Consider the following 23186-nt stretch of genomic DNA (forward strand, 5'->3'; position numbering starts at 1 on the left):
ACGAGGTGCTCACCGCCCTTGCCGCCTCCGGCGGTGAAGGCAACGCAGACGTGGAAAACAATGTCCACGAAAGAGTCCGGGAACTCTGTAAAAAATTCCCTATCTATAAGTAAGAGCCGCAAGCCCTGAGAACATGACCGGATCATCCGCAAGGATGTATTCGGTCATGTTCCTCTTTATCAGAACCTTTCCGGCACAATTAACTCAGACAATGTCCCGCCGGACCACAGGTCGCACGCTTGGCTTGCGCATTTTCACCACCAGCGTATCCAGCGCCGAGAGAAACCGCGACCGATCCGCTTTCCCGAAACCGGCTCCGCCCGGCGTCATCACTCCCGCAGAGCGCAGATCCGTCATCAGGTTCCGCATCGCCAGCGCCATGCCGATGGCATCCTGATCCAGCAGGCGGCCCTTCGGTTCGATCACAACCGCGCCTTTTTCCACACACCGCGCCGCCAGCGGAATATCGGCCGTCACCACGACATCGCGTTCCGCTGCCCGTTCGGCAATCCAGTCATCCGCCACGTCCGGCCCCGCATCCACCACCACGCGCTCGACCAGCGGGGCGTCCGGCACGGCAATCATACGGTTGGAAACGACAAAAACATGCAGGCCATAGCGACCGGCCACACGATACACCTCGTCTTTCACGGGACAGGCATCGGCATCGACAAATATACGGGTCATGCGCCTAACCTGCCGCACATGCTGGCGTCTCGCAAACCCCTCCTGCTCTCCAATCCGACCTGCTACAACGCCTCCCATGTCTGAGCCTCAGCCCACCCTGCGCCGCCTGTCTGACGCCGTCATCAACCGGATTGCCGCCGGTGAGGTGATTGAACGGCCCGCCGCCGCCCTCAAGGAACTGGTCGAAAACGCGCTCGATGCCCGCGCCACCCGCATCCGCGTGGCCATCGTGAACGGGGGCGCGGACCGGATTGCCGTCATGGATGACGGAATCGGCATGACGCCCGGAGAACTGGAACTGGCCGTCCAGCGTCACTGCACCTCCAAGCTGTCGGATGAAACGCTGGTGCGTATCAGCACTCTCGGCTTCCGAGGCGAGGCGCTGCCCTCCGTCGGAGCCGCCGCGCGGTTGACCATCACCTCCCGCAAACGAGAGAACGACTGCGCGTGGCGGATTCACGTCGCGGGCGGTGCGATCTCCCCTCCCGAACCCGCAGCGGGCGAACCCGGCACCAGCATCTTGGTGGAGGACATGTTCTTCGCCACACCGGCACGTCGAAAGTTTCTCAAGAGCGCCCGCGTGGAAGGCTCACATGCCGAAGCGGCCGTGCGTCGCTTGGCGCTCACGGCTCCACAGGTGGCGTTTTTCATGGAGGTGGACGGACGCACCATTCTCGACCGTCCAGCGGAAACGCTGGAAGCCCGCGCCGCCGCCCTTCTCGGAATCGAGGATGCGGACGGTCTGCTCGCGCTCGACGGCACGCGCGGCGACATGCGCCTGACCGGCTTTGCCTGTAGCCCGTCGGTGCACCGGCCCACCACCGCAGGCCAGTTCATGCTGGTCAACGGACGCGCCGTGGTCGATCCTCTGCTGCGCACCGCGTTGCGCGTGGCCTATCGCCGGGTGATCGAAGGAGGACGGCATCCGGTGGCCGTTCTCAATCTGAGCATGCCCTATGAGCAGGTGGACGTGAATGTGCACCCTGCCAAAACCGAACTGCGCTTCGCGGACGAAGCAGAGGTGCGCTCGCTCGTCATCGGCACCATCACCCGCGCTCTCGGCCTGGGGGCCGGCACGGCCGGCGTGCGGCCGTCCTTCGCTCCACCCCGCACGGCGCGAATCGTCTACCCGCCGGAAGCCCCTCGCGCACAGGAGGGCTTTGCCGAACCTTTGCTCGCCCTGCGCAGTCAGCCCGCAGCCCGCACGTTCACGGCCTCTGCGCCACCTTCCGAGACAGGCGCACAGAGCGCACCCGATGCTCCTCTCATGGCCACGCCCGAACCTGCCAAGGATGAAGGAGATCATCCTCTTGGCGCCGCTCTGGCGCAGGTGCTCGACACCTATATCGTCGCTGTGGCGGCCGATGAGACCATGATTCTCGTGGATCAGCACGCCGCCCACGAACGTCTCACCCACGAACACCTGCGCGAGCAGTTCCTCTGCGGCACCATCCAGTCCCAGCGTCTGCTGGTACCCGACGTGGTGGAACTGTCGCGCAGTCATGCAGACCTTCTCGTGTCCCGTGCCAACGCACTCACACGTCTTGGAATCGACGTGGAAGCCTTCGGCCCGGGAGCCGTGCTTGTCCGCTCGCTGCCGGCTTTGCTCGGCAATGCCTCGGCCATCGATCTGCTTCGCGATCTGGCGGAAGAACTGGATGCGGACGAACTGGCCGAGATAGACGAGACACCGACACTGGACGCCCGGCTGGACGCCGTGATCGCCCGCATGGCGTGCCATGGCAGCATCCGTGCGGGCCGCAAGCTGACCATTCCCGAGATGAACGCGCTCCTGCGGCAGATGGAAGCCACACCCCGCGCCGGTACCTGCTCGCACGGGCGCCCGACATGGGTGCGGCTCACGCGCAACGATCTGGAACTGCTATTCCGCCGACGCTAAAGCCTCAGAGAGAGGAGCACCACTGTGTGGGCAGATTACGTCGCACGGCCGCACGCGCCTGAAGCTCAAGATCCAGCACGAATTTGAGCACTGTGGCGGACAGGCGGATCATGTCCTCGGTCGTCTGATCCTCTTCCGCCAGATTGGCCGCGCATTGGCGCGCCCATGCCAGAATCACCGGATCGGTGGACGCAAACCGTGCGACCGAACGGCGCAACGCGGCCAGTTCGTCCGTGTGCGGCTGACGCACGTCGTGATCGGGGTGGTGGTCCTGAAACTCCATGAAGCGGGAAAGTCCTTGCAGAATCGCGTCTCGAACAAGCGCAAGGATTGCCGAGAAGGCTTATCATGGTGTTAAGAGCCGAGAATTGCCTTTCTTAACAATTATTATTCTTTCGAAATACTCTTCGACGCAACGGACAGTCTAATCCGCAATTTCGCATTGTCGCACAAATCCACAAGGGCGAACGCTCCCAAAATCCTGATCCTGATATGAGTCTTTGAAAAATTATCGCAAAGCTGGATATAGCATCAACAAACCATAACGGAGTAAGCGATGTCATCCGATCCAGATTGAATCAGAAGCCAGACGTGCAAACCACTCATCCCAACAAATCGCATTCACGCACTTTTTTTCATAGGACGATTGGCACACAACGTAGAATGTCGCACGTAATAGAAAAATTCCTGTTTCGTCCTCTGCGGAATCTCGCAAACAAGAGTTATTTAGGGTTCGCCCTCATCATTCTTGGCGGGTGCATCGTCAGTCTGGTGATCTCCGCGCTGCTCGCCTTGCCTTGGGGCGGTCTGACTTCGGCATCGTGCCGATGGGATTGTGTCTGGTACGATGACATCGTCAAAGACGGATATCCTAAACTGCCCCATTTTTCGGATAGGCAGCATCTGGGACGATGGGTAGGACATGCGGGACTTGCAAGCTGGGCTTTTTTTCCTCTTTTTCCATTACTTGCCTCTCTCGTCACGCATATTACCGCACTGAGTACGCACGCTTCCGAACTGGCGGTCAATTTTGCCTTGTGGCCTGTACTTATTCTACTTTGCTATAAAGACATATCGCTCCGTGGTCTCCACGTAGGTCGACTGCTATTCGCACTTTTCTTTCTGCTTTATCCGTTCAATATCTGGTATTCGGCGCAGTATTCCGAAGCCATCTATGGCACTCTTCTTATGGCGGCCATTACAGCCCTGCGTAGCCAGAACGTTAATCTGGCTGCTTTTGTCTGCTTTCTTCTAGCGCTTTCCCGGCCAACCGGTTTTTTGATGGCCATGTGCCTCGCCATCTGGTGGTTCTTAAAAAATCATTCCTCAAACGACATGCCCGCGTCCGCTCAACGTCCACTCCTCCACCTTGCCGCCAACCCGCGCTTATCGGACAGTCTGTTGCTCATTGCTGCGGGAGGAGCCGGACTGTCGTGCTTTGTTCTGTATCTCTTCCATTTGATGGGAGATGGTTTTGCTTTTGCCCATATCCAGATCGGATGGAACAGAAGGTTTCGCTTCTTTCCTCTGCATATCATTCACGCCTTAGGACATAAGCATCAGTTCCAGTACGGCATCTATGCTCTCCTTGCTTTTCCGCTCTTGTGGAAAATGTGGGCCAGAAAATGGTTTCTCAACGCAGCTCTTGTAAGCGCGACAGCAATTCTGGCCTGCTCATCAGGAGCGCAGTCCATTGAACGCTTTGTCTTCGGAAACCCACTCACCATAGAGTTTCTGGCGTGCGCTACGCTTGGACGCTCACGACGCTTTATCATGACGACACTGGCCATCATGGCCTGTCTGCATGTTCTCGCATCCATTCTGTGGTTTAAGGAAAGTCGCTGGTTAGTCTGAACACCTAATTATTGCTCTGCTCCCGTTCCAAAAAACGTCTTTATCTCCCGCACGGTGTCCGCAAGCCCCATCCGATAGGGGATCACGCCCGAGGGAAACGCTCCCAGCAACCGCGAGGGCGTACGCCGGTCCAGCAGCACGAACACGCCCCGGTCGTCCCGCGCGCGGATCAGTCGTCCGAAGGCCTGTCGCAGTTTCAGGCGGGCAATGCGGTCATCATAGACGCGCGGCTCTCCATCCGAGAGATAGCGCCGCCGTTCCCTGTGCAGAATGTCGGGGCGCGGCCATGGCACCCGCTCGAACGCGACCAGCCGCAGCGCATGTCCCGGCACATCCACGCCGTCGCGCATGGCGTCGGTGCCAAGTAGGCAGGAATCCGTCTCGGTCCGGAAGACATCCACCAAGGTGGTGTTGTCCATCGCGTCCACATGCTGCGCATAGAGCGGCAGCCCCGCCTGTTCCAGCGGACCGGCGATCCGCCGCTGCACACCGCGCAGCCGTTCGATGGCCGTGAACAGTCCCAGCCCGCCACCACCGGACGCAAGGAACAGCGCCCGGAAAGCCGCCGCCAGAGCGTCGATATTGTCGTGCGCCACATCGTTGACGAGGAACACACGCGTCTGGCTGGCATAATCGAACGGGCTTGCCAGCGCCGCACGCAGGGCCGGAACCGGCAGGTGGCTCGCCCCCACACGCGCTTCAGCAGCCTCCCACACCCGCTCGGTCTCTCCCGGCAGCGGCAGGCCGGTCTCGTCACGCAGGGTAGCGGATGTGATGAGCAGTCCGTGAGCGGGCGCAGCCAGCGTGGCAGCGAACGGCACGGTCGGGTCCAGCCAATGCTGATGCAGCCCGACATCCATCTCGCCACGCCGCTGTCCTTCGCGCGACTCCATGCGGATGAAGCGGATGAACTGGGGCGTAATCCCCTCGTCTTCCGGCACACAGACGGTCGAAAGCATGGACACCCATCCGTCCAGCGGTGTGAGCGCCCGACGCCGGAGCGAGCGCACCATTGCCTCGATTCGTCCGCGTGTGGTGGCGTCGAGCGTTTCCGCGTCTTCGTCCAGCCGTTCTTCCAGACGCCGCAGCAGAGTGCGCAAAGGCTCGGCAATACGCCCCAACGCCCGCACAAGCCCCGCCGCCGCCTCGTCCAATCCGGGCAGAAGCGGGTGAAGGTCACATTCCGCGCCATTGCGACGGCGCGGATCGTTGCCCGCGCGCGCCAGCACCTGATCGCGCAACAGGGCGAGAAACGTCTCGGCCGGATTGTCCATCACCGGCTCGGGAGCCAGTTCCGGCATGGGCAGCAAGGCGGGCATGAGATCCAGAGCCTCAGCAGGCGGCTCATCGGGAGGCTCGCTCCCCTGATCGGGCTTCAGGCGTGCGGACCAGCCGGGAGCGGGAAGCGCCTTGGCGGCCAGCAGGGCGGCTTCCAGCGGCGTTTCCAGACGCGGATTGGTGGCCACCAGATCGTCCAGCCGCCGCTTCAGCCCCCGCGCACGGGAGCGGCTGCCTTCGGCTCCCAGCAGCCAGCGCCGCAGTTCCGCAGCTTCCAGCCCGGAGAACTCCAGCGCGAACGCCCCATCGGCCGCGTCCGCAACATGGTGTCCCTCATCGAACACATAGCGCGTGGGCACGCCGTCCTCTTCCGGCACACGGGCTTCGGAAGACGTGGCGTCGGGCGCATCGCCCTGCTCCGATGCACTCACCCCTTCGGATTGCGCCCAGGCGGCCTGCGCCATGACCAGCGCATGATTGGCGATCACCAAATCCGCATCCCGCGCCCGCCGGATGGAGTGTTCCACGAAACAGCGCTGATAATGCGGGCAGGCCCCATGAATGCACTCGCCGCGTCGGTCGGCCACGGCGGCCAGCACTCCACGGCCGAAAATCTCTCCGAACCAGCCCGGAAGATCGCCGCCGGAAAGATCCCCCTCCGCCGTCGCTCGCCCCCATCGTGCCAGCATGGACAATGCGATCACTGCTCCTTCACCCCGGCTGGGAGCGATGTTCACCGCCTCTTCCATGTTGAGCAGGCAGAGATAGTTCTCGCGACCCTTGCGAACGACCACATGCTGCCGCCGCACTGCCGGATCGGGGTGCAGTCGCGCCGTTTCCGCCTCGATCTGGCGTTGCAGATGGCGGGTGTAGGTGCTGATCCAGACCGCGCCGCCATTGTGCTCGGCCCACACGCTGGCCGGGGCGACATAGCCCAGCGTCTTGCCTGTCCCCGTCCCGGCCTCCGCCAATACGACACGCGGCATGCCGATCACCTCACGCGGGGCGAAAGCATTGGTCGCGACATCCGCGAAATCGGCCTGCCCCACGCGAATCTCGGCCTGTGAGCCGAGCATCTCGCTCAGACGGCTTCGTGCCTCGGCCGGGGTGACGGGCATGGACCCCGGCGGCGGCCGTTGCGCCGTTTCTTCCCATTTCGGCAATTCATACCAGATACGCAGCGCATTCGCGGGTTGGAGCGCATCGCGGGAAAGAGGGCCATCCACGCCCACACTCTCCAGAACGACAGGTGCCCATATCCACCCCGCCTGCCCCAACCTCACGGCCAGCGCCTGCACGATCTCGCGCGCCGGTCCCTGCGCAATCTGCCGCAAATCGGCCAGTAAACGTACGAGCAGACGCGGAAGAACTTCCGCACCCACCGGTCCCTGCTCCGCTTCTTCCAGTTCAAGCGCCAGCGCTAGACCACGTGGTGTCGGCGCGACGGAGCGCACCGGATGCACAAAGGCGAAAAGCTCCAGTAGGTCAAACCACGAGGAAGGCTGTCCCGGCGGTGCGATGCCCAGCATCCGCGCCGTTGCAGGAGCGTGCACCACAAGCGGCGGCGAGAGACGCTCAAGACGCCGCACGGCCGCCGGACGATCAAGCGTCAGCACCTCTCCGTCCTCCGTCAGAATGGAGAGGGAGCCGTGACCGGCTACAAGCGCCGGGGCATCATGGGGGGAGAGATGAGCGGACGACATTCCCGTGGAATGTAGTGGAAGATCATCCGTTCGCAATCGTTCTCATTGAGGAAGGTGCCCCGCAGCGCGATCAGACGCCGCCATATATCGTCTTGCTGCCATCGTCCGTGAGATAGGAAATGACGGTCGTGGTGCCAGCCGACGTGCTGACCACAGGCTTTTCGCCGCCTTGATAGCGAGCCGTAGGAAGAGCAACCGCAAAACCACCCGAAGAAGGCTGACGCAGGATCAGGGTCAGCCGGCTGAGCGTGCCGGCCGCTCCGCCGCTAAGTGAGAGAGTCAACGCCGCGTTGGGTGTCACGTCATAGGTGATGTCTCCATTGCTGGCAAACGTCATGTCCAGACTCGCACCGGGGGCCGTCACCGTTTTAACGGGTGTTACCGTCTGAGTAGTGTCGGAATCGGAATCGGAATCGCTATCACCACCGTCACCACTTCCACTCCCCCCGGACGAACCTCCACTCCCATTTCCACCGGACGATGCCGCGACGAGATTTCCAACCGGACCTGCGGCGTTCTGTCGCGCGAACTCACGCGGATCGAGACCCGTTTCCGGCATGGGTAAGAAACCACCCATAAACAGTTTGCTGTTTGCCATCGCTGTCTTTTCCTCAGCTGCTTTTGGTAGAAAGCGCCAGCAGATTGGCGTTGCACCACAGCGAAACACCATCCCCCGGATCGGATTGCGGCAACCCCTGCATCAACTGCGACAACGCGCCATTAAGTTCGGACAGACTGAGAGAAGCAGTCCCATTCGTCGCCGTGGCTGGCAGAAGAACACCTGAGCGCAGGCTCACAGCACGCGTCGCCACGACATCCGCGCCCGTGTCCGCCATCCCCACCGTAGCGCCTTCGGGGAAATAGCCATCCGGGCGCAGACGAAGGACCGGTGCCGACACGGAAAGTGTCTGGCCAGCGCTCACTGTGCGCGGTGGAATGGCCCATGAGACAAGCGGTAGCTCATCCGAACCGGTGGTGGAAAAAAGCGCCAGCCCTGTGACCAACCCCCAATCATCGCTCGCCAGTCCAAAACTGTAAGAAGAAGACTGGGCGAAGGTCTGTCGGCCGTCACCAGACGGCAGGAAGGTGACTGTCTGTCGCGCATAACCGCCGCCGCTCGCCTCGACTGCCAGACCGGGCGTCGCGTTCACGACCAGTCCGAGGTAGCCATCGAAAAAATTCACGCCCGTTTCTCCAAGGATATTCCCACAAGATGGAAGGCGTGCGGACACGGCTTCCTGCTCTGCGGACCATGAATGTCCCCAGACAGCAGGAGAATGGAGACGTCACGGCACCTTGGATCGCCTCGTCACGCGAGAGTACACCATTATGTGAGGCTCCCTTTCCATGCGCGCAGGTCTCTCCTCCCAGCACATGGAACGGAAAAACCTCACCTTGGATGGAAGGCCCCTCATTCTTAACGATATTCTCTTTTCGGATCAGGAACATCTTCGCTTCCATCACAGCCTTGCATGACGAAAACGCCCCTCATCCAGAAGCAGGCAGCGTCAAATGCAACATAACCGTAACTTGTCTTGAGCGACGCGGTGGGATGTAGAGGCTCCACATTGCGTCGCCCGGACAAAATCTCACCAGCAGTGGCGCATCACATTGGCAGGCACATGGAGGCCACCATGCTCGCATCGCGCATTATCGAGATCGACGGCGTCTTTCTCGGCACCATGATCAAGGAGCGCAGCTCCACCCAGTTTCGCTTTCACGCCATCCACGAAAGCGTCCGCGCCCTTCACGCCCGCATCATCGCCGAGCCGACCGATCTGATCCGTCAGGCGGCTATCCTGCTTCGGCGGGCTCGCTCCACCGTCCATGCTCGGACCATGGCGCAGGCCTGAAGCACATATTCATCGGATACGACTCACGGGCACAAAAAACGATGGGCTTATGCGTCCTCAAAAGAGGTCTGTTTTGCCGTGTGCTGTCCGTTATCGACTCTGACTTCCGAGCAAGAGTGACTCTCTCGAATAACCTGCGGGACGAACAATAGGCGCGGATCGCATCCTAACTGACCAGCACAGGACACATGGCGTCCGGTCGCAGTCTGAAAGACAGTTCGGCCCCCTCCACGACATGGCTTCGAGCCCGATCATCTCGCGGCACATCCACCCATAGCTCACTATCGCCATACCTGACCTGAAGACGAAGGCTGCGTCCATGAAACGTGATGGACGCCACTCTGCCCATGAACGTATCGGGGCTGTTCTTCTCGCTCATCACGATATCTTCCGGACGCATCGCCAAAGTGACTTCCGTCCCCGGCATGAGGGAGAGTTCACCCGGCACATTCATAACGGGATGCCAGTCCGATCCAACCGCAAATCGCAACCGCGTGTCCTCACGATTTTGAAAAATGGCTGAAATAAGATTGGTGGTTCCGATAAAACTTGCGACAAACCGGGATGCCGGTCGGTCGTACAAAGTTGCCGGAGTGGCCACCTGTTCAATCCGCCCCTTATTCATAACGGCAATCCGATCGGAGATCGACAGAGCTTCCGTCTGATCATGCGTGACCATGACGAACGCCGTTCCAAGCTCTTTTTGCAAACGTTTAAGTTCGCTCTGCATATGTTCGCGCAGACTGGCGTCAAGCGCCGATAATGGCTCATCAAGCAAAAGAAGCTGCGGTTCACAGACAAGCGCACGCGCCAATGCCACACGCTGTCGTTGTCCACCGGAAAGACTTGTCACGCGCGCTTTGGCCTTGTCTGGCAAGCCAACCAGTTCCAGTGCCTGCTTTGCTTTCCGTTCACGCTCAACCGATGCCATACGACGCAGCGACAAGCCAAATTCTATATTCTCCTGCACATTCATATTCGGAAACAGCGCGTAGTCCTGAAAGACCGTGTTGACAGGGCGCTCAAAAGCACGCCGTGCGGTGATATCCTCACCATCCAAAAGAACACGCCCCGATGTCGGTGCTTCAAATCCCGCTATGATACGAAGAGTTGTGGTTTTCCCGCAGCCAGACGGTCCAAGCAGGCTAAGAAACTCTCCATGCCCAACCTCCAGCCCTATCCCATCCAGGCCAATGCCACCTCCGGGAAATATTTTCCCAATCCCGTCGAGCTTGAGAAGGGCACCTGTCATTATCATTCTTTCTCTGGTTTACTGGTGTTGACCCACAGAATTTTGGCCACTTCCGTACCGCAATTACGAAAGGAGTGTTCAAGATTGCTTCGAAACGCAAAACTGTCGCCAGAAGAGAGGCGGTAAGACGCTCCCTCTATCCACAGCATGAGGTCTCCAGAAAGAACGTATCCAAATTCATTCCCAGAATGGGCGTACATGCCGGAAGCACCACCAACTTCCACACACACCAACATGCCCGTCAAAGCGGCCGCATGCGGCGACAGAAGACTCTTTATGATGCCATCGGAATGGACGGGGAGCGTCTTTCTGGTCGATGCCGGAACACAATACACATCCCTTTGCGGCTCTTTTCCTTCCGCAACCAGATCTTGTGGGTCCACGCAAAGCGCGGTCGCGAGCGGCCAGATTGTTCTGATCCGCAAAGAAGAAAGGCCGCGTTCGATTTGACTGAGCGCCCCCACCGATATTCCCGCACGTGCGGACAAGGTAGAAAGAGACAGACCTTTTTCCAAGCGCAGTGCTCTGATCCTGCGGCCGACAAGAATGTCGGCCACAGAAACGTCCGTCTTTTTACGCACAGAATGCGCCAAAGACTCTGTCATCCACCAGCCTTGATCTTCTCAAACATTTTGGCCAGTTCATCCGCCTGCTTCATGGGCGCGGTAAAGACAGTGGTTTTGAACATATCGTCGGGGTTGGAAGGCAGTTCCAGTTCCTTGAGTTTTTCAGGCCCGACGGCTGCAAATGCTGTGGAAGTGGAAGCACCATAACCATCATTTTCGATCAGATGCTGTCCTGAGGATACATCCAGACGGCTGTTCATGAACTCATACGCCAAATCGGCATTTTTCGTTCCTTTGAGCATCACGAAGCCACATGCCCATGTCAGCATTCCCTCTTTGGGTTTCATGAACGCCACGGGCACACCCTGCTTGCGCAATGCCACAACCGCCTCATTCCATCCCATGGATGCCACAAGTTCGCCGCTGGCAAGCGATTGCTCAATGGAGGTCATATCCGTTGTATAGGATGCCATCAGTGGGCGCTGTTCACGCAACTTGGCCGCCACTTTTTCCATATCGGACGGACTCAGATCGAACGGATTTACGCCTGCCACCAAAGCGGCCACGACGGGAGTGTCATGCACGGCGTCAATTGTGGCCATGCGTCCCGCATACTGTTTATCCCACAGCAAATTCCAGCTCATTTCCGGATTGGGCAGGAGATCCGTGCGATATATGATCGATGTATTTCCCCAATCCCATGGCACCATCCAGACTTTTCCATCCCCGGCCTGAAGGGCCGGCAGGCTTTTCAAGCTTGGAAAAACATTTTTCCAGTTACTGAGCCTCTTGGTATCAATGGGCTCGATCAGACCCGCATCTTTCCAACGGATGATCTTGTCATAACAGGGATGAGCGATATCAGGACGGAACCCGGCTTTCAGCTTGGTGAAGGCGTCATCGTCATCGCCAAAGACCGAGGCACTGATGGTTCCCGGATGCGATTTCAGATAAACTTCGTCATATTCAGGACGTTCATATCCTGACCATGTAAAGTAGGTCAGCTTTCCGTCTTCTGCGCGAGCGGCCCCAGACACCGTCAAGGCTGCAGCAAAAGCAGAGAACGCCACCGCACCGAGAACTTTGGAAAACGTCTTTTTCGTCATTGAATATTCTCCATAAAGACATGACATCACGTTGCCTGACCTCGTCGACGCAATGCCTCAGAGAGGATGGAAACCACGACACTCACCGCCAGAATGAGGCTTCCCAGTGCCATGACGATTGGCAAAGACCTTGGGAAACGAAGCTGCCCCCAAATATAGACGGGCAATGTCGGATGTGGACCGGACAGGAAAAAAGCGATGATGAATTCATCAAAGCTTGTCAGAAAAGCCAGCATGAAGGCAGAGCCAACCGCTGGAACCGCCATGGGCAGAAGTACACGCCGGACAAGTGTCCATTCCCGCGCTCCCAGATCTTCTGCCGCTTCTGCGATGGAACGTGGAAACGAAGCGAAACGCCCCTGCATCACCATGACGGTCGCAGGAAGGCCCACCAATGTGTGGCCAGCGATAATCGCAGGCACCGAAGGACCGATTCCCACAAGATTGGCCATAATCAGCATGGCGATTCCGATAATGACGCCCGGAATAAGGATAGGAAGTCGTGCAACATAGGACAGAAGATTTGCAAAACGGCTTTTCATAAACACACTGGCATAGGACACCGTCACCCCACACAATGTCGCCAGCGCTGCCGAGAAAACCCCCACCTCCAGACTTGTCCACAAAGCGCTGTGGATGCCTTCTTCCTGAAAAAGCGTGCGATACCAACCAAGTGTCACGCCTTTGAGTGGAAAGGCCGCCTGCACCGAATCATTGAACGAAAACAGAGGGATGAGACAGATCGGCAGATAGAGAAAGATCAGATACAGCGCGACATAAATCCATAACGCCGCCCCAGATGAGGAGCCACGCAGGACGGGAGGAACCGGAATTTTCATCCCTGCCTCCCCACGCTCAGCTTCCGCCCCAAAACCATTCCACCCGCCACGACCAGCATGACGGCGACGGCCAGCGCAGCACCAAAAGGCCAGTCATTGGCGCGTCCGAACTGCATCTGGATCAATGAACCAATCATGATGCTGCGCGGACCGCCGACAAGGGCCGGCGTCACGTAATCTCCAAGTGTTGGAATGAACACAACCATACTTGCCGTCAGCACGCCCGGCACAGAAGCCGGCAGAACGACGCGTCGAAAGGTCGTCCATGGCCGTGCGCCAAGATCAGAAGCCGCTTCCAGCAGGGAACGCGGCAATCCCTCCAGCGCAGTATAAATGGGTAGAATGGCAAAGGGCGCGTAAGCGTGTGCCAATGTTACAACCACGGCAGCCGGCGTGTTCAGGAACGCAAGTGAGGGCGCATGGAGGATGCCTGACCCGACAAGGACGGAATTGAAAACACCGTTATAGGCCAGCACGATTTTCCATGCGAAGACGCGCAGCAGGTAGCTGGTCCAAAATGGCAACGTCACCAGAAACAGCAAAAGCGAACGCCACCGCCCTCCCCGAAGCGCTATGCAATAGGCTACCGGATAAGCGGCTAAAACCGTTGCTGCGGTTGCAGTCCCCGCAATCATGACAGAGCGCAACGCCACTTGTGCATAAAGCGGGTCCGTAAGAATTGTCTGGAAGTTCGACCACGTCCAGCCAGCCCCCAAGACAGAGCCGTCATTGTGGCGGAACGCCAAGAAGACCACGAGCCCGAGAGAAAAGACTATGAGGCCAAGCCCCATCACAGCGCCGGGAAGCAGCATGAGACAGCGAAACACAAGCGATCGCACATCTGGAACAACTGTCCTGGCAGGGATCATCCGGTACATTCCTCAGACGTGAAATCCGACTTCACGATTTCACAGACGAAGAAACGCCGTCAATATGTTTTTATATCGAAATGACTTGGCTAATTTTTTATAGATTCCAAATGCAGAAGCTGTTTCAAAAGTCAGCGATCAAAGATGATAGGAAGGGCTCCATGTCCAAAAGGCAAATTTGATGATCCCACACAACAAAACCGACAAAAAAACCAATGTATTCATACACAAAAAGCTCCACAAAGCCAGATTTAGAGAATTTTAAACATTTTCATACCCGAATATCTTACGATTGTCTGCCACACCATACATTCTCTTCTCTCCATCACTTTCGGAGCCATTGTTCATTTCGGTATAGGTGGTTCGAACCTTCCGCAACGATGCATCGTAGAGCGTCAATGTAGGGATTACATATTCCCGATTTGCGAAGACAAAAGTTGCCGCTAGGCTTCAGAAAAGCGGCCACCGTTCGCCCACATCGTTTCGATATAGCAACACACAGTTCATCTCATAGGGCCCTTGGCCCTGTAACCACGAGGCTCCGGACATGCATCTCGATATTTTTCGGAGTCTCTGGGGCGATCATCGCTCATGGGATGTAGCACTGCCAACCGGGCCAGATTCCGATTTCGACGGCATTGAGGCCCGCATCCCTTCCACCATGGCGCAGGCCGAAATGGGGGCGCAGTTGCTGCATGACCGCAACATCCCTTGGATCGGCATCGCCATCACCGGGGGTGATGTGGTCCCGCATCAGGCCGCAACACCTGAAGACCACCTTGTCGATCTCTCCAATGCCATAGAGCGCGCGCGCATCATGCCCGTCCGCTTTATTTCTGTTCTGGGCGGCAATGACCGCTGGCCAGCTACAGTGCAAGCTGATTTCATCGCTCGCGCACAAGATATCTGCATGCGCGCCGGGATGACGTGCTGCTTCGAGACACATCGTTCGCGTATCCTCGCCACGCCATGGATCACGCTCGATGTCATCCGCCTACGACCTGACGCGCTCTTCACAGCAGATATCAGCCACTGGGTCGTCTGCTGCGAACGTCTGCTGAATGACCCTCTCGACGATTTTTCGCCTTTCGTGGAACGGGTGCATCACATTCAGGCGCGCGTGGGGCAACCGCAGGCCCCACAGGTGACACATCCGGCGGCCCCCGAACATGCGGCTGCTCTGCATTTCCATCAGGAAGTGTGGGAGCAGATCTGGGCGTCCCAGCGCGCACGCGCCTATGCCACGACCACGCTCACTTCGGAATTCGGCCCGGACGGCTATCTGCCCTCACTGCCTTTCACCGATGCCCCTGTGGCCGATCTCGCGCAACTCAATCGGTGGATGGCCCACACCGAACGAGAGCATTTCATGCGCCTCCACACGACGTCTTTATAGATAAGGAGTTCCGGCATGACTGTTGCAAACGCCCAACCTGACATCCCGATCGAAACCTTCAACACCATTCCGCTCGTCGATATCAGCGGACTGTTCAGCGAGAATCTGGCCCAGCGACAGAAGGTCGCCGCCGAATTGGGTCGCGCCGCGCGCGAGGTCGGCTTCCTCTACATCACCGGCCACGGTCTGGCCCCGGCTTTGGTGAATGGGCTGAAAAACGCCGCACATGCCTTTTTCGCGATGCCGTTCGAGAAGAAAATGGACTCCTATATCGGCACTTCTACCTCTCACAAGGGGTTCGTCCCGGAAGGAGAAGAGGCCTATGGCACCGAGCTTCCCGACCATAAGGAAGCCTTCGATATCGGCTATGAGCTACCGTCGAATCACCCGCTCTTCCTTGCACGCACGCCGCTTCTCGGTCCCAATGAATGGCCCGATCTGCCCGGGTTTCGTGCTGCGGCGGAAGCCTATTACAAGGCGGTCTTTGCGCTGGGACGTACGCTGTTTCGCGGCTTTGCACTGGCTCTGGGCCAGCCGGAAGACGCTTTCGACACCATAGCAAACTTCCCGCCATCCAAGCTGCGGATGATCCATTACCCCTTCGATGAAGGCGCACGGGATGCTCAGGGCATCGGCGCACACACCGATTACGAGTGCTTTACCATCCTGCTGGCCGATCGCCCCGGCCTGGAGGTGATGAACGGACGCGGCGAATGGATCGACGCGCCGCCGATCGAGGGTGCCTTCGTCGTAAACATAGGCGATATGCTCGAAGTGATGACCGGCGGCACCTTCATCGCAACGGCTCATCGGGTCCGCAAGGTTTCTGAAGAACGCTATTCCTTTCCGTTCTTCTATGCCTGCGACTATCACACACGCATCGCGCCGCTCCCGGCCTTTGCCCGCCCGGATGACGATTACGGCACGATCACCATTGGCGAGCACATGTGGTCGCAGGCTCTGCAAACCTACACCTACCTGCGCCGCAAGGTCGAAAAAGGAGAACTGGCATTGCCCGAAGGCGCCAGAACAACCGCCTCTTTCGGTCATCTGAAACACGCCCCCTGACACCACTTTGGAGACGCCCACATGACACGTTGCCGGCCCAGTCTGCGCGCCCTTCTGGCAAGCTCTCTCTTCATCCTCACCCCTATGGCGGCCCATGCCGCAGACGCCACACTCAACGTCCTGACATGGTGCGATCATGAAGACCCGTCCCTTCTGGCTCCTTTTGAAAAAGCGCACAATGTGAAGGTACATTTCAAGGATATTGACAGCACCGGCGCAGCTCTTGCCGTCATCGGGCAATCCCAACCCGGCGACTGGGATGTGCTGGTCCTCGATGAAACCGACACACCACGTCTGGCGGAAATGGGGCTACTCGCCCCGCTCGATCCGACAGCCTTTCCCACGGCCGATTTCTTCCCCGGCATCGACAGCCCGAAGCTCAGCAGTTTCAACGGCAAGACTTATGCCGTTCCTGAAAAATTCGGCTACAACACGGTAGCTTACAACAGCACCGTCCTTTCTGCCGCCGCGATGAGCGATATTCAGGCGCCATGGAAAGCTGAATACAAGGACCGCATCGCCATCTACGACTACTACGTACCAATCGTTGCCTATACCGCGCTGGCGCTGGGCAAGAATCCCGCCACGTTAAGCGATGCCGACCTGCCGGCAATCCGCACGAAGCTTTCAGAACTGCGTCACAACGCAGCCCTCGTCGGGGATGTCACCACCACGCAGCAGGCTCTCGCCACCGGACAGGTCGATATTCTCGTGGGTGGTGGCGAATGGGTGACGGCCGGCATGGCCAAGGACCGCCCCAACCTGACTTATCTCATCCCCACGCAGGGAGGCGTGCGCTGGCAACAGGGGCTGGCGGTGTTTGCCGGTTCACAGAAGAAAGATCTTGCGGTCGCGTTTGCCCAGTACATTCTCACGCCGGAAGCACAGGGCAAGCTGGCCACTTCAAGCTGCTACTGGGGCATGCCTGCCAACAGCAAGGCCGTGCTGAAAGATGAGGATAAGAAACTTCTCCAGTGGGATATGCAGCCTTCCTATATCGCCCGCACGGCTACCTACCTCCAGATGACCCCGGCCTTCGACAAGACGCTGCAGAAGCTCTGGACGGAAGTCATGCAGAATGAGTGAGGTGACTGTACGCAAGACCCCTGACGGAATGAAGGGATTTCTCTTCACCCTGCCCGCATTGGCGTGGCTTGCGACATTCTTCGCGGCCCCGCTTCTGGCGATGATCGTCATCAGCCTTCGCGATAGCGCGACCGGACAGATCGGGATTGGTAACTTTACGCGCATATTCATGGAGAAATCCTATGAATCCGCTCTGCTGAACTCGGTGGCCCTGACAGCAACCGTCACTGTCGCGAGCCTGCTTCTGGCCTATCCTCTGGCCTACTCCATCGTGACGGTTCTATCGCGACGCATGCAGCGTGTGGCATTGACGTTTGCCGTCCTGCCATTCTGGACCTCCTACGTCGTGCGCTCCTATGCGTGGCTGCTTGTGCTGGCACCGACAGGGTTTCTCAACCGGCTGCTTCTTGCTCTCGGTCTGATCCACACACACCTGCGCCTCGCGTACACTCCTACGGCCACGGAAATCGGTTTCGTCCATTTCTTCATCATGCTCGATACTCTCACGATCTATGCGTCTCTCGTGCAGATCAACCCGCGCCTCGCCCTCGCCGCACGCGATCTCGGCGCCTCTTCGTTGCGCACTTTCCTCACTGTAACGCTGCCCCTGAGCGTGCCCGGTATCGCTGTGGGGGCTTTTCTCACTATCGTCCTATGCCTCGGCGATTACGTGACGCCCCAGATTCTTGGCGGCATGCGGGCCATTGTCCTGCCGCAGACGGTGATGATGCAGATCCAGAAGCATCTCGACCTTCCCATGGCGTCCGCCATGTCGCTTGTCCTGACTCTGATCATGGCATTGGCCTATCTCGGACTGAGGCGTTTTCTGGATGCCGGGGAACGCAGCCGATGAACATTCTCAGCCTTCGTCGCGCGCTGTCGTGGAAAGGGCTTGGCCTGCTCTACATGCTGGCCTGCTACGGCTTTATTTTCCTGCCCGTCATCGTGCTGGTGCTTTTCTCCTTTCAGGACGGCCGCCTGCCTGTTCCCCCTTTCCACGGTCCGACCCTGTTCTGGTATGGCGAAGTTCTGGCCAACAGCCGCCTGGTCGCGGCCATGGGTAATTCGTTTCTGGTCGGGGTGGGATCGAGCCTGCTCTCGCTGGTGCTGGGCTTTCTGGCCGCCTACGGCCTTGCCCGCTACCGCTTGCGGGGCCGCAGTTTGATCCGTGGCTTTCTGGTGCTGCCCATGGCGGTGTCCTATCTCATTGTTGGAATGGGGCTGCTGGTCATGGCGTCATGGGCGCATATCGCGCCATCGCTATGGCTGGTTGGAATCTCGCATGTCGTCATCAACATGCCACTGGCATTCGCGCTCTGTGCCGCCCAGTTCAGTGAAACGCAGGCCCGGATCGAAATGGCGGCAGGAGATCTTGGGGCTTCGCTTCCCCGAATCCTGCTGCAAGTCACCGTGCCAATGATGGCCCCAACTCTGATTGCCGCCTTCATTCTGTGCTTCACGCTGTCGTGGGATGAATTTCTCAGCGCGTTCCTGCTCAGCCGATTCGAGATCACGTTGCCTGTGGCCATATGGGGCATTTTGCGTGGTGGCCTGAATCCACAGACGAACGCCATCGGCTCTCTCGTCTTCTTCGGTGTGGTCGCCCTCGCCCTGATTGCCGAGGCGCTCCTGTTCAGAAAAAAGAAGAATTCCGCATGACGGTTACGCCCCTTCCCCATCTCTGTATTGAGAAGATCGTCAAGCGTTATCCCGGACAAATGGCGCTCGATCACGTTTCCCTTTCGGTGGAACGCGGTAGTTACGTCGTGCTGCTCGGCCCGTCGGGCAGCGGCAAGACGACATTGCTCTCGATCATCGGTGGCTTCACCATGCCCGAGGGCGGAGCAATCCGTATCGGTGGTGAAGATGTAACAGCATTTCCTCCTTCACGGCGTCCCACCACGACGGTCTTTCAGGACTACGCACTGTTTCCCCACATGACAGTCGCGACCAATGTCGGCTTCGGGCTGAAAATGAAGCCCATGTCCCCACAGGAACGAAAGCAGCGCGTACAGGACATGCTGCGTCTCGTAGGATTGGAGCAGCAGAGGGACCGCGCGATCCAGGCGCTCTCAGGTGGCCAGCGGCAACGTGTCGCGCTGGCGCGTGCATTAGCGGTCGATCCGGAAATCCTGTTGCTTGATGAGCCGCTCGGGGCACTCGACCTGGCCTTACGACGGCAGGTGCAGGAAGAATTGCGACGACTGCAACGTCAGATGAACCGCACCTTCATCCACGTGACCCACGACCAGGAAGAAGCCATGGCGCTGGCCGATCTTGTCGTGGTCATGAGCCACGGTCGCATCGAGGATGTCGGCACCCCACGACGTGTCTATCTACGACCAGCCTCACGTTTCACAGCCACTTTTATGGGCGAGAGTACTCAGATCACTGGGCGCGTGGCCCACCGTGCGGGAGATGTCCTGACACTGGAGACCGCATTTGGGACGATTGAGGGAATTGCCGCTCCCAATCCAGGCGCTGTTGGCGACATGCCGAGTAGTTCGACGGTCCTGCAAAAGGATGACGAAGCCGTCGCGATCATCAGGCCGGAAAATTTCACATTCAATCCTGAGAATAAACAATCTCTGCCCACAGCCACAGTGATGGAAATGATTTTTCAGGGCAATTATGTCCGTATACTCGCGCTTACCGATGCGGGGCAGGAACTCGTATTGTGTCTGCCACCCCAGCAGGCTCCCACAGTTGGCACACGCATCGTGCCCTGTTGCTCGGTGGATGACGTTGTCATCGTTCCTGCATAAAACACGAAAGATCAGCACATGCAGGGTAAGCGTTTCATCGCGCCACAGGACTGGTACGAAACTATTCCTCAATCTCATGGCATTACATTGATTCACGAGCCGTGGATCAAACCGTTTTACCGTTGCAATATGTGGTTCGTTCAAGGGCGAGATCGGGATCTGCTTTTCGACAGCGGTCTGGGCGCGGTTCCTCTGCGCCAGTACGTCGCTCTACTGCGCGAGCGCCCTATCCTGTGCGTTGCAAGCCATACCCATTTTGACCACATCGGCAGTCATCATGAGTTCTGTGACTGTGGCGTCCATGCACTCGAAGCCTCGATTTTGGAGCGTCCGTCACCTCACACAACGCTGGCCGATCTTTACGCGAATGACGACATGTTCGACGGTCGTCCCCTTGGTTGGGATCCCGAGCGTTACCGCACCCCGGGCGTCGTCCCTACGCACATTCTGCAGCATGGCGATATTATTGACCTTGGAGACAGGGCTTTCGAGGTCATCCATACACCAGGGCACTCCCCCGGCGGCATTGCTCTATGGGAAAGCGCCACAGGCGTCCTGCTCTCGGGCGACACCATCTACGATGGCCCCCTTCTGGACGACACGTATCATTCCTCGCCTGCCGACTATCGTGTAAGCCTTGAAACGTTGCGTTCTTTACCCGTTTCCATCGTCCACGGTGGACACTTCCCAAGCTTCGGCCGTGTCCGTTTCGGGCAGTTGATAACGGATTATTGCAAGGGACGGCGAAAACCCGGCTGTCCTACTGAAGGGCTATGAAAACGGATTTCTGGAAAGAAGAAATCCGGACACATTATTATTCTGAAAAAGCGATGATCTGAAAACTTACGAAGGGTGAAGGCATAACGCTCGCCATACGTGTGCCCCATCTGCGGCCAGCGCATCAGAAAGATCGCCCCAAATGACTGGCATATGCAGCTTTGCTCCCGCCCTCATCATATCCTGTGTAGAAGCCACTCCAGCGTTGAGCGCAAAATCCGGCTCTCAAGCCTGACTGAAATCGATAAACTGCGCACCCCAGACAACGATCATGACAACCATCAGGAAGAAAATCCGCCACCTCCGACAGCAGCAATCGGTGAGATCATGCCTTCCATTTCCTGATGCCAGTGCGGCAATGACGCCCGCACAAGCGCCTCAACCCGATCCGGTGTCTGGGGGCGACCGAAATAAAAACCCTGCCCTTCCTCACAGCGATGGGCGGCCAGCCACCGCGCTTGCTCGGGACGCTCTATTCCTTCAGCCGTCATCCGTATGCCCAGATTGCGGCACAACATGATCATCGAACGCAGGATCGTCTGATCGGTCTCGCTGCTTTCCAGTCGATCCATGAAGGATTTGTCAAACTTGATACGATCAATCACCAGACGACTCAGATACCCCAGTGAAGCATATCCCGTTCCAAAATCATCCACCGCAATCGCCGTGCCCAGTTCCCGCAAAGCCTTGAACTGCCGGTTGACGATATCGGCGTTGTGGATCAGCACAGACTCCGTCAACTCCAGTTCCAGTTGCGCGGGCTGCGCCCCTGTTGTCGTAATCGCTTCCGTCAGCATGTGCTGCATATCCACACGGTGGAACAGAACCCCCGACAGATTCACAGCCATACGAAGCGTCAAGCCCTCTTTCGACCAGCGAACAAGCTGACCGCAGGCTTCATGCAGAACCCACTCCGTAATCGGCACGATAAGGCCTGTTTCCTCCGCTACCGGCAGAAAATGTCCGGGCGCCATAAGACTACCATCGGGCCGCCGCCATCGCAGCAGCGCCTCCACACCCGTAATCTGCCCTGAACGCAGATCAACCTGCGGCTGATAGTGCAAAACCAGTTCATCATTGCGCACGGCGTCATGCAGATCGAGTTCGATTCGCCTGATGACGGCCTCGGCCTTTTCCATCTCGGGCTCAAAGAGGCGATATCCGTTTCCACCCCGCTGCTTGGCCCGGTACATCGCCAAATCTGCCCGCTTGAGCAGCGCATCAAACGTCTCTTCTCCACCGGCATGGATCACAACCCCCATGCTGATGGTGGTGCTTATGACATTGCCCGTTTTCAGATCGTCCTCGTCCTCGGCAATGCTAAAAGGCTGTTTGAAAAGCTGTAGGATGACCTCCGCTTTCCGATGCGCGTCCGCGTCCAGACACGCCCCATCCAGCTTGTACACTATGGCGAATTCATCTCCCCCCAGACGACCGATCACCTCGGCGTCGGGCAGACTGTCCGTCAGCCGGATCGTGACACTTTTCAGGAGACGATCACCCACGCGGTGCCCAAGCGTATCGTTGATCCCCTTGAACCGATCGAGATCGATAAGGAAAAGACCGAATACGTCGTCCCCCTCCTCCTGCGTAAGAAGTTTTTCCATTTCCTGCGCAATGAGAAAACGGTTCGGAGCACCTGTCAGAGGATCATGATAGGCTAAGAAAAGGAGTTTTCGTTCGGCCTCTTTAAGCTCGGTAATATCAAGCGCCGTCATCAGTGTCAGCGGCTTGTCCCGTCCACCGCCATGAAGGGGCGTGCGCGTGGTCAGAAACACACGTTCCCGCCCCTCCCTGTCCTGCACCACCTTTTCACGCTGACGCCGAAAAGGGCCACTTTCCATAAGCGCGCGACCCATGCCGCTCGCCTGCGTGCCCACAAGTTGCCCCGGCGTGGTTCCGAGAGCCTGCGCCATGCAGCGATTGGCAAACACGTAGTGTCCCGTTTCGTCCGTGGCCCCAATCATGGCCGGAACCGTGTCGATCACCTCGAGAAGACGATGATGCGTATCGCGCAAAAGGGTCTCGCGCGCCCTGTGGCTGTCAGCCAGTTCACGCTCAAGCACACGTGCACGTCGCGGAAATCTCACAGAAGGGTTGTACATCGGGTTAGATTATGAAAAAGTCTGTTTTGTAGAAAAGAAATTTCCATAATCATCAAGAAAACCCGATGCAGACAGAGTGTAG

At 58.2% G+C, this 23186-nt stretch carries 21 protein-coding genes; 10 read left to right on the forward strand and 11 right to left on the reverse strand.

Translation table 11 applies throughout. The features are described from left to right. Nucleotides 1-204 precede the first annotated feature (204 nt). Nucleotides 205-687 carry a YaiI/YqxD family protein gene (locus GOB87_RS13355; RefSeq protein ID WP_166317745.1) on the reverse strand — a complete coding sequence of 161 codons (483 nt, stop codon included), beginning with the start codon at nt 685-687 and terminating at the stop codon, nt 205-207. A gap of 76 nt (nt 688-763) precedes the next feature. Here GOB87_RS13355 and mutL point away from each other — a divergent pair, with 76 nt between their 5' ends. Next, the gene (gene mutL, locus GOB87_RS13360; RefSeq protein ID WP_166317748.1) at nt 764-2587 is read left to right on the forward strand and encodes a DNA mismatch repair endonuclease MutL; all 1824 of its coding nucleotides are present in this window, start codon (nt 764-766) and stop codon (nt 2585-2587) included. A gap of 4 nt (nt 2588-2591) precedes the next feature. Here mutL and GOB87_RS13365 read toward each other — a convergent pair whose 3' ends face one another. Next, nucleotides 2592-2870, reverse strand: coding sequence for a hypothetical protein (locus GOB87_RS13365; RefSeq protein ID WP_166317751.1), 279 nt, complete (start codon nt 2868-2870; stop codon nt 2592-2594). A 290-nt stretch (nt 2871-3160) separates the two neighbouring features. On the opposite strand from GOB87_RS13365, the gene GOB87_RS13370 reads away from it, so the two are divergent. Next, nucleotides 3161-4441: a hypothetical protein gene (locus tag GOB87_RS13370; protein WP_166317754.1), complete on the forward strand. Its 1281-nt coding sequence runs from the start codon at nt 3161-3163 to the stop codon at nt 4439-4441. An 8-nt stretch (nt 4442-4449) separates the two neighbouring features. Here the strand turns inward: GOB87_RS13370 and GOB87_RS13375 are convergent, their stop codons facing one another. The 3 genes from GOB87_RS13375 to GOB87_RS13385 all read right to left on the reverse strand — a co-directional run bounded on the left by GOB87_RS13375 (nt 4450) and on the right by GOB87_RS13385 (nt 8606). After that, nucleotides 4450-7422, reverse strand: coding sequence for an ATP-dependent DNA helicase (locus GOB87_RS13375; protein ID WP_166317757.1), 2973 nt, complete (start codon nt 7420-7422; stop codon nt 4450-4452). 70 nt (nt 7423-7492) lie between these two features. After that, nucleotides 7493-8020 (reverse strand): hypothetical protein, encoded by a 528-nt coding sequence (locus tag GOB87_RS13380; RefSeq protein WP_166317760.1) that lies wholly within the window; start codon nt 8018-8020, stop codon nt 7493-7495. Between the two features lie 13 nt (nt 8021-8033). Next, on the reverse strand, nt 8034-8606 hold the full coding sequence (locus GOB87_RS13385) for a phage tail fiber protein (RefSeq protein WP_166317763.1): 573 nt from the start codon (nt 8604-8606) through the stop codon (nt 8034-8036). Nucleotides 8607-9056: 450 nt separating this feature from the next. Here GOB87_RS13385 and GOB87_RS13390 point away from each other — a divergent pair, with 450 nt between their 5' ends. Then, nucleotides 9057-9275 carry a hypothetical protein gene (locus tag GOB87_RS13390; protein ID WP_166317766.1) on the forward strand — a complete coding sequence of 73 codons (219 nt, stop codon included), beginning with the start codon at nt 9057-9059 and terminating at the stop codon, nt 9273-9275. A gap of 166 nt (nt 9276-9441) precedes the next feature. On the opposite strand, the gene GOB87_RS13395 is transcribed toward GOB87_RS13390, so the two are convergent. From GOB87_RS13395 to GOB87_RS13415, 5 genes are read right to left on the reverse strand one after another with little or no spacing between them, the layout of a single operon-like run. Next, a complete protein-coding gene (locus tag GOB87_RS13395) occupies nt 9442-10527 on the reverse strand; it encodes an ABC transporter ATP-binding protein (RefSeq protein WP_166317769.1) in 1086 nt (361 codons plus the stop codon). A 2-nt stretch (nt 10528-10529) separates the two neighbouring features. Next, nucleotides 10530-11084 (reverse strand): helix-turn-helix domain-containing protein, encoded by a 555-nt coding sequence (locus GOB87_RS13400; protein WP_198911724.1) that lies wholly within the window; start codon nt 11082-11084, stop codon nt 10530-10532. A 44-nt stretch (nt 11085-11128) separates the two neighbouring features. Further along, entirely contained in the window at nt 11129-12199 is a 1071-nt protein-coding gene (locus GOB87_RS13405; RefSeq protein ID WP_166317775.1) for an ABC transporter substrate-binding protein, read from the reverse strand. 26 nt (nt 12200-12225) lie between these two features. Next, nucleotides 12226-13038, reverse strand: a complete 813-nt coding sequence (locus GOB87_RS13410) for an ABC transporter permease (RefSeq protein ID WP_166317778.1) — start codon at nt 13036-13038, stop codon at nt 12226-12228. Continuing rightward, nucleotides 13035-13850 carry an ABC transporter permease gene (locus tag GOB87_RS13415; RefSeq protein WP_198911725.1) on the reverse strand — a complete coding sequence of 272 codons (816 nt, stop codon included), beginning with the start codon at nt 13848-13850 and terminating at the stop codon, nt 13035-13037. The genes GOB87_RS13410 and GOB87_RS13415 overlap by 4 nt, the downstream gene beginning before the upstream one ends. Nucleotides 13851-14454: 604 nt before the next feature. Between GOB87_RS13415 and GOB87_RS13420 the strand changes: the two genes are divergently transcribed. From GOB87_RS13420 to GOB87_RS13450, 7 genes are read left to right on the forward strand one after another with little or no spacing between them, the layout of a single operon-like run. Next, entirely contained in the window at nt 14455-15303 is an 849-nt protein-coding gene (locus GOB87_RS13420) for a sugar phosphate isomerase/epimerase family protein (RefSeq protein ID WP_166317784.1), read from the forward strand. A gap of 15 nt (nt 15304-15318) precedes the next feature. Next, on the forward strand, nt 15319-16371 hold the full coding sequence (locus GOB87_RS13425; RefSeq protein ID WP_166317787.1) for an isopenicillin N synthase family dioxygenase: 1053 nt from the start codon (nt 15319-15321) through the stop codon (nt 16369-16371). A gap of 21 nt (nt 16372-16392) precedes the next feature. Then, entirely contained in the window at nt 16393-17457 is a 1065-nt protein-coding gene (locus GOB87_RS13430; RefSeq protein WP_166317790.1) for a polyamine ABC transporter substrate-binding protein, read from the forward strand. Continuing rightward, on the forward strand, nt 17450-18310 hold the full coding sequence (locus GOB87_RS13435; RefSeq protein ID WP_166317793.1) for an ABC transporter permease: 861 nt from the start codon (nt 17450-17452) through the stop codon (nt 18308-18310). The genes GOB87_RS13430 and GOB87_RS13435 overlap by 8 nt, the downstream gene beginning before the upstream one ends. Next, nucleotides 18307-19116, forward strand: coding sequence for an ABC transporter permease (locus GOB87_RS13440; RefSeq protein WP_166317796.1), 810 nt, complete (start codon nt 18307-18309; stop codon nt 19114-19116). The genes GOB87_RS13435 and GOB87_RS13440 overlap by 4 nt, the downstream gene beginning before the upstream one ends. Next, a complete protein-coding gene (locus tag GOB87_RS13445; protein ID WP_198911726.1) occupies nt 19113-20222 on the forward strand; it encodes an ABC transporter ATP-binding protein in 1110 nt (369 codons plus the stop codon). The genes GOB87_RS13440 and GOB87_RS13445 overlap by 4 nt, the downstream gene beginning before the upstream one ends. 18 nt (nt 20223-20240) lie before the next feature. Continuing rightward, nucleotides 20241-20999 carry an MBL fold metallo-hydrolase gene (locus GOB87_RS13450; RefSeq protein ID WP_166317799.1) on the forward strand — a complete coding sequence of 253 codons (759 nt, stop codon included), beginning with the start codon at nt 20241-20243 and terminating at the stop codon, nt 20997-20999. A 281-nt stretch (nt 21000-21280) separates the two neighbouring features. Here the strand turns inward: GOB87_RS13450 and GOB87_RS13455 are convergent, their stop codons facing one another. Next, nucleotides 21281-23065, reverse strand: a complete 1785-nt coding sequence (locus GOB87_RS13455) for a putative bifunctional diguanylate cyclase/phosphodiesterase (RefSeq protein WP_166317802.1) — start codon at nt 23063-23065, stop codon at nt 21281-21283. Nucleotides 23066-23186 lie beyond the last annotated feature (121 nt).

It is taken from the genome of Acetobacter estunensis (assembly GCF_011516945.1).
Lineage (GTDB): Bacteria > Pseudomonadota > Alphaproteobacteria > Acetobacterales > Acetobacteraceae > Acetobacter > Acetobacter estunensis.

Bases quoted from the DNA above. Each gene is read 5' to 3' on its own strand.
- GOB87_RS13355 (WP_166317745.1), bottom strand. From the start codon at position 687: ATGACCCGTATATTTGTCGATGCCGATGCCTGTCCCGTGAAAGACGAG.
- mutL (WP_166317748.1), top strand. From the start codon at position 764: ATGTCTGAGCCTCAGCCCACCCTGCGCCGCCTGTCTGACGCCGTCATC.
- GOB87_RS13365 (WP_166317751.1), bottom strand. From the start codon at position 2,870: ATGGAGTTTCAGGACCACCACCCCGATCACGACGTGCGTCAGCCGCAC.
- GOB87_RS13375 (WP_166317757.1), bottom strand. From the start codon at position 7,422: ATGTCGTCCGCTCATCTCTCCCCCCATGATGCCCCGGCGCTTGTAGCC.
- GOB87_RS13380 (WP_166317760.1), bottom strand. From the start codon at position 8,020: ATGGCAAACAGCAAACTGTTTATGGGTGGTTTCTTACCCATGCCGGAA.
- GOB87_RS13390 (WP_166317766.1), top strand. From the start codon at position 9,057: ATGCTCGCATCGCGCATTATCGAGATCGACGGCGTCTTTCTCGGCACC.
- GOB87_RS13395 (WP_166317769.1), bottom strand. From the start codon at position 10,527: ATGACAGGTGCCCTTCTCAAGCTCGACGGGATTGGGAAAATATTTCCC.
- GOB87_RS13405 (WP_166317775.1), bottom strand. From the start codon at position 12,199: ATGACGAAAAAGACGTTTTCCAAAGTTCTCGGTGCGGTGGCGTTCTCT.
- GOB87_RS13410 (WP_166317778.1), bottom strand. From the start codon at position 13,038: ATGAAAATTCCGGTTCCTCCCGTCCTGCGTGGCTCCTCATCTGGGGCG.
- GOB87_RS13415 (WP_198911725.1), bottom strand. From the start codon at position 13,850: ATGCTGCTTCCCGGCGCTGTGATGGGGCTTGGCCTCATAGTCTTTTCT.
- GOB87_RS13420 (WP_166317784.1), top strand. From the start codon at position 14,455: ATGCATCTCGATATTTTTCGGAGTCTCTGGGGCGATCATCGCTCATGG.
- GOB87_RS13425 (WP_166317787.1), top strand. From the start codon at position 15,319: ATGACTGTTGCAAACGCCCAACCTGACATCCCGATCGAAACCTTCAAC.
- GOB87_RS13430 (WP_166317790.1), top strand. From the start codon at position 16,393: ATGACACGTTGCCGGCCCAGTCTGCGCGCCCTTCTGGCAAGCTCTCTC.
- GOB87_RS13435 (WP_166317793.1), top strand. From the start codon at position 17,450: ATGAGTGAGGTGACTGTACGCAAGACCCCTGACGGAATGAAGGGATTT.
- GOB87_RS13440 (WP_166317796.1), top strand. From the start codon at position 18,307: ATGAACATTCTCAGCCTTCGTCGCGCGCTGTCGTGGAAAGGGCTTGGC.
- GOB87_RS13445 (WP_198911726.1), top strand. From the start codon at position 19,113: ATGACGGTTACGCCCCTTCCCCATCTCTGTATTGAGAAGATCGTCAAG.
- GOB87_RS13450 (WP_166317799.1), top strand. From the start codon at position 20,241: ATGCAGGGTAAGCGTTTCATCGCGCCACAGGACTGGTACGAAACTATT.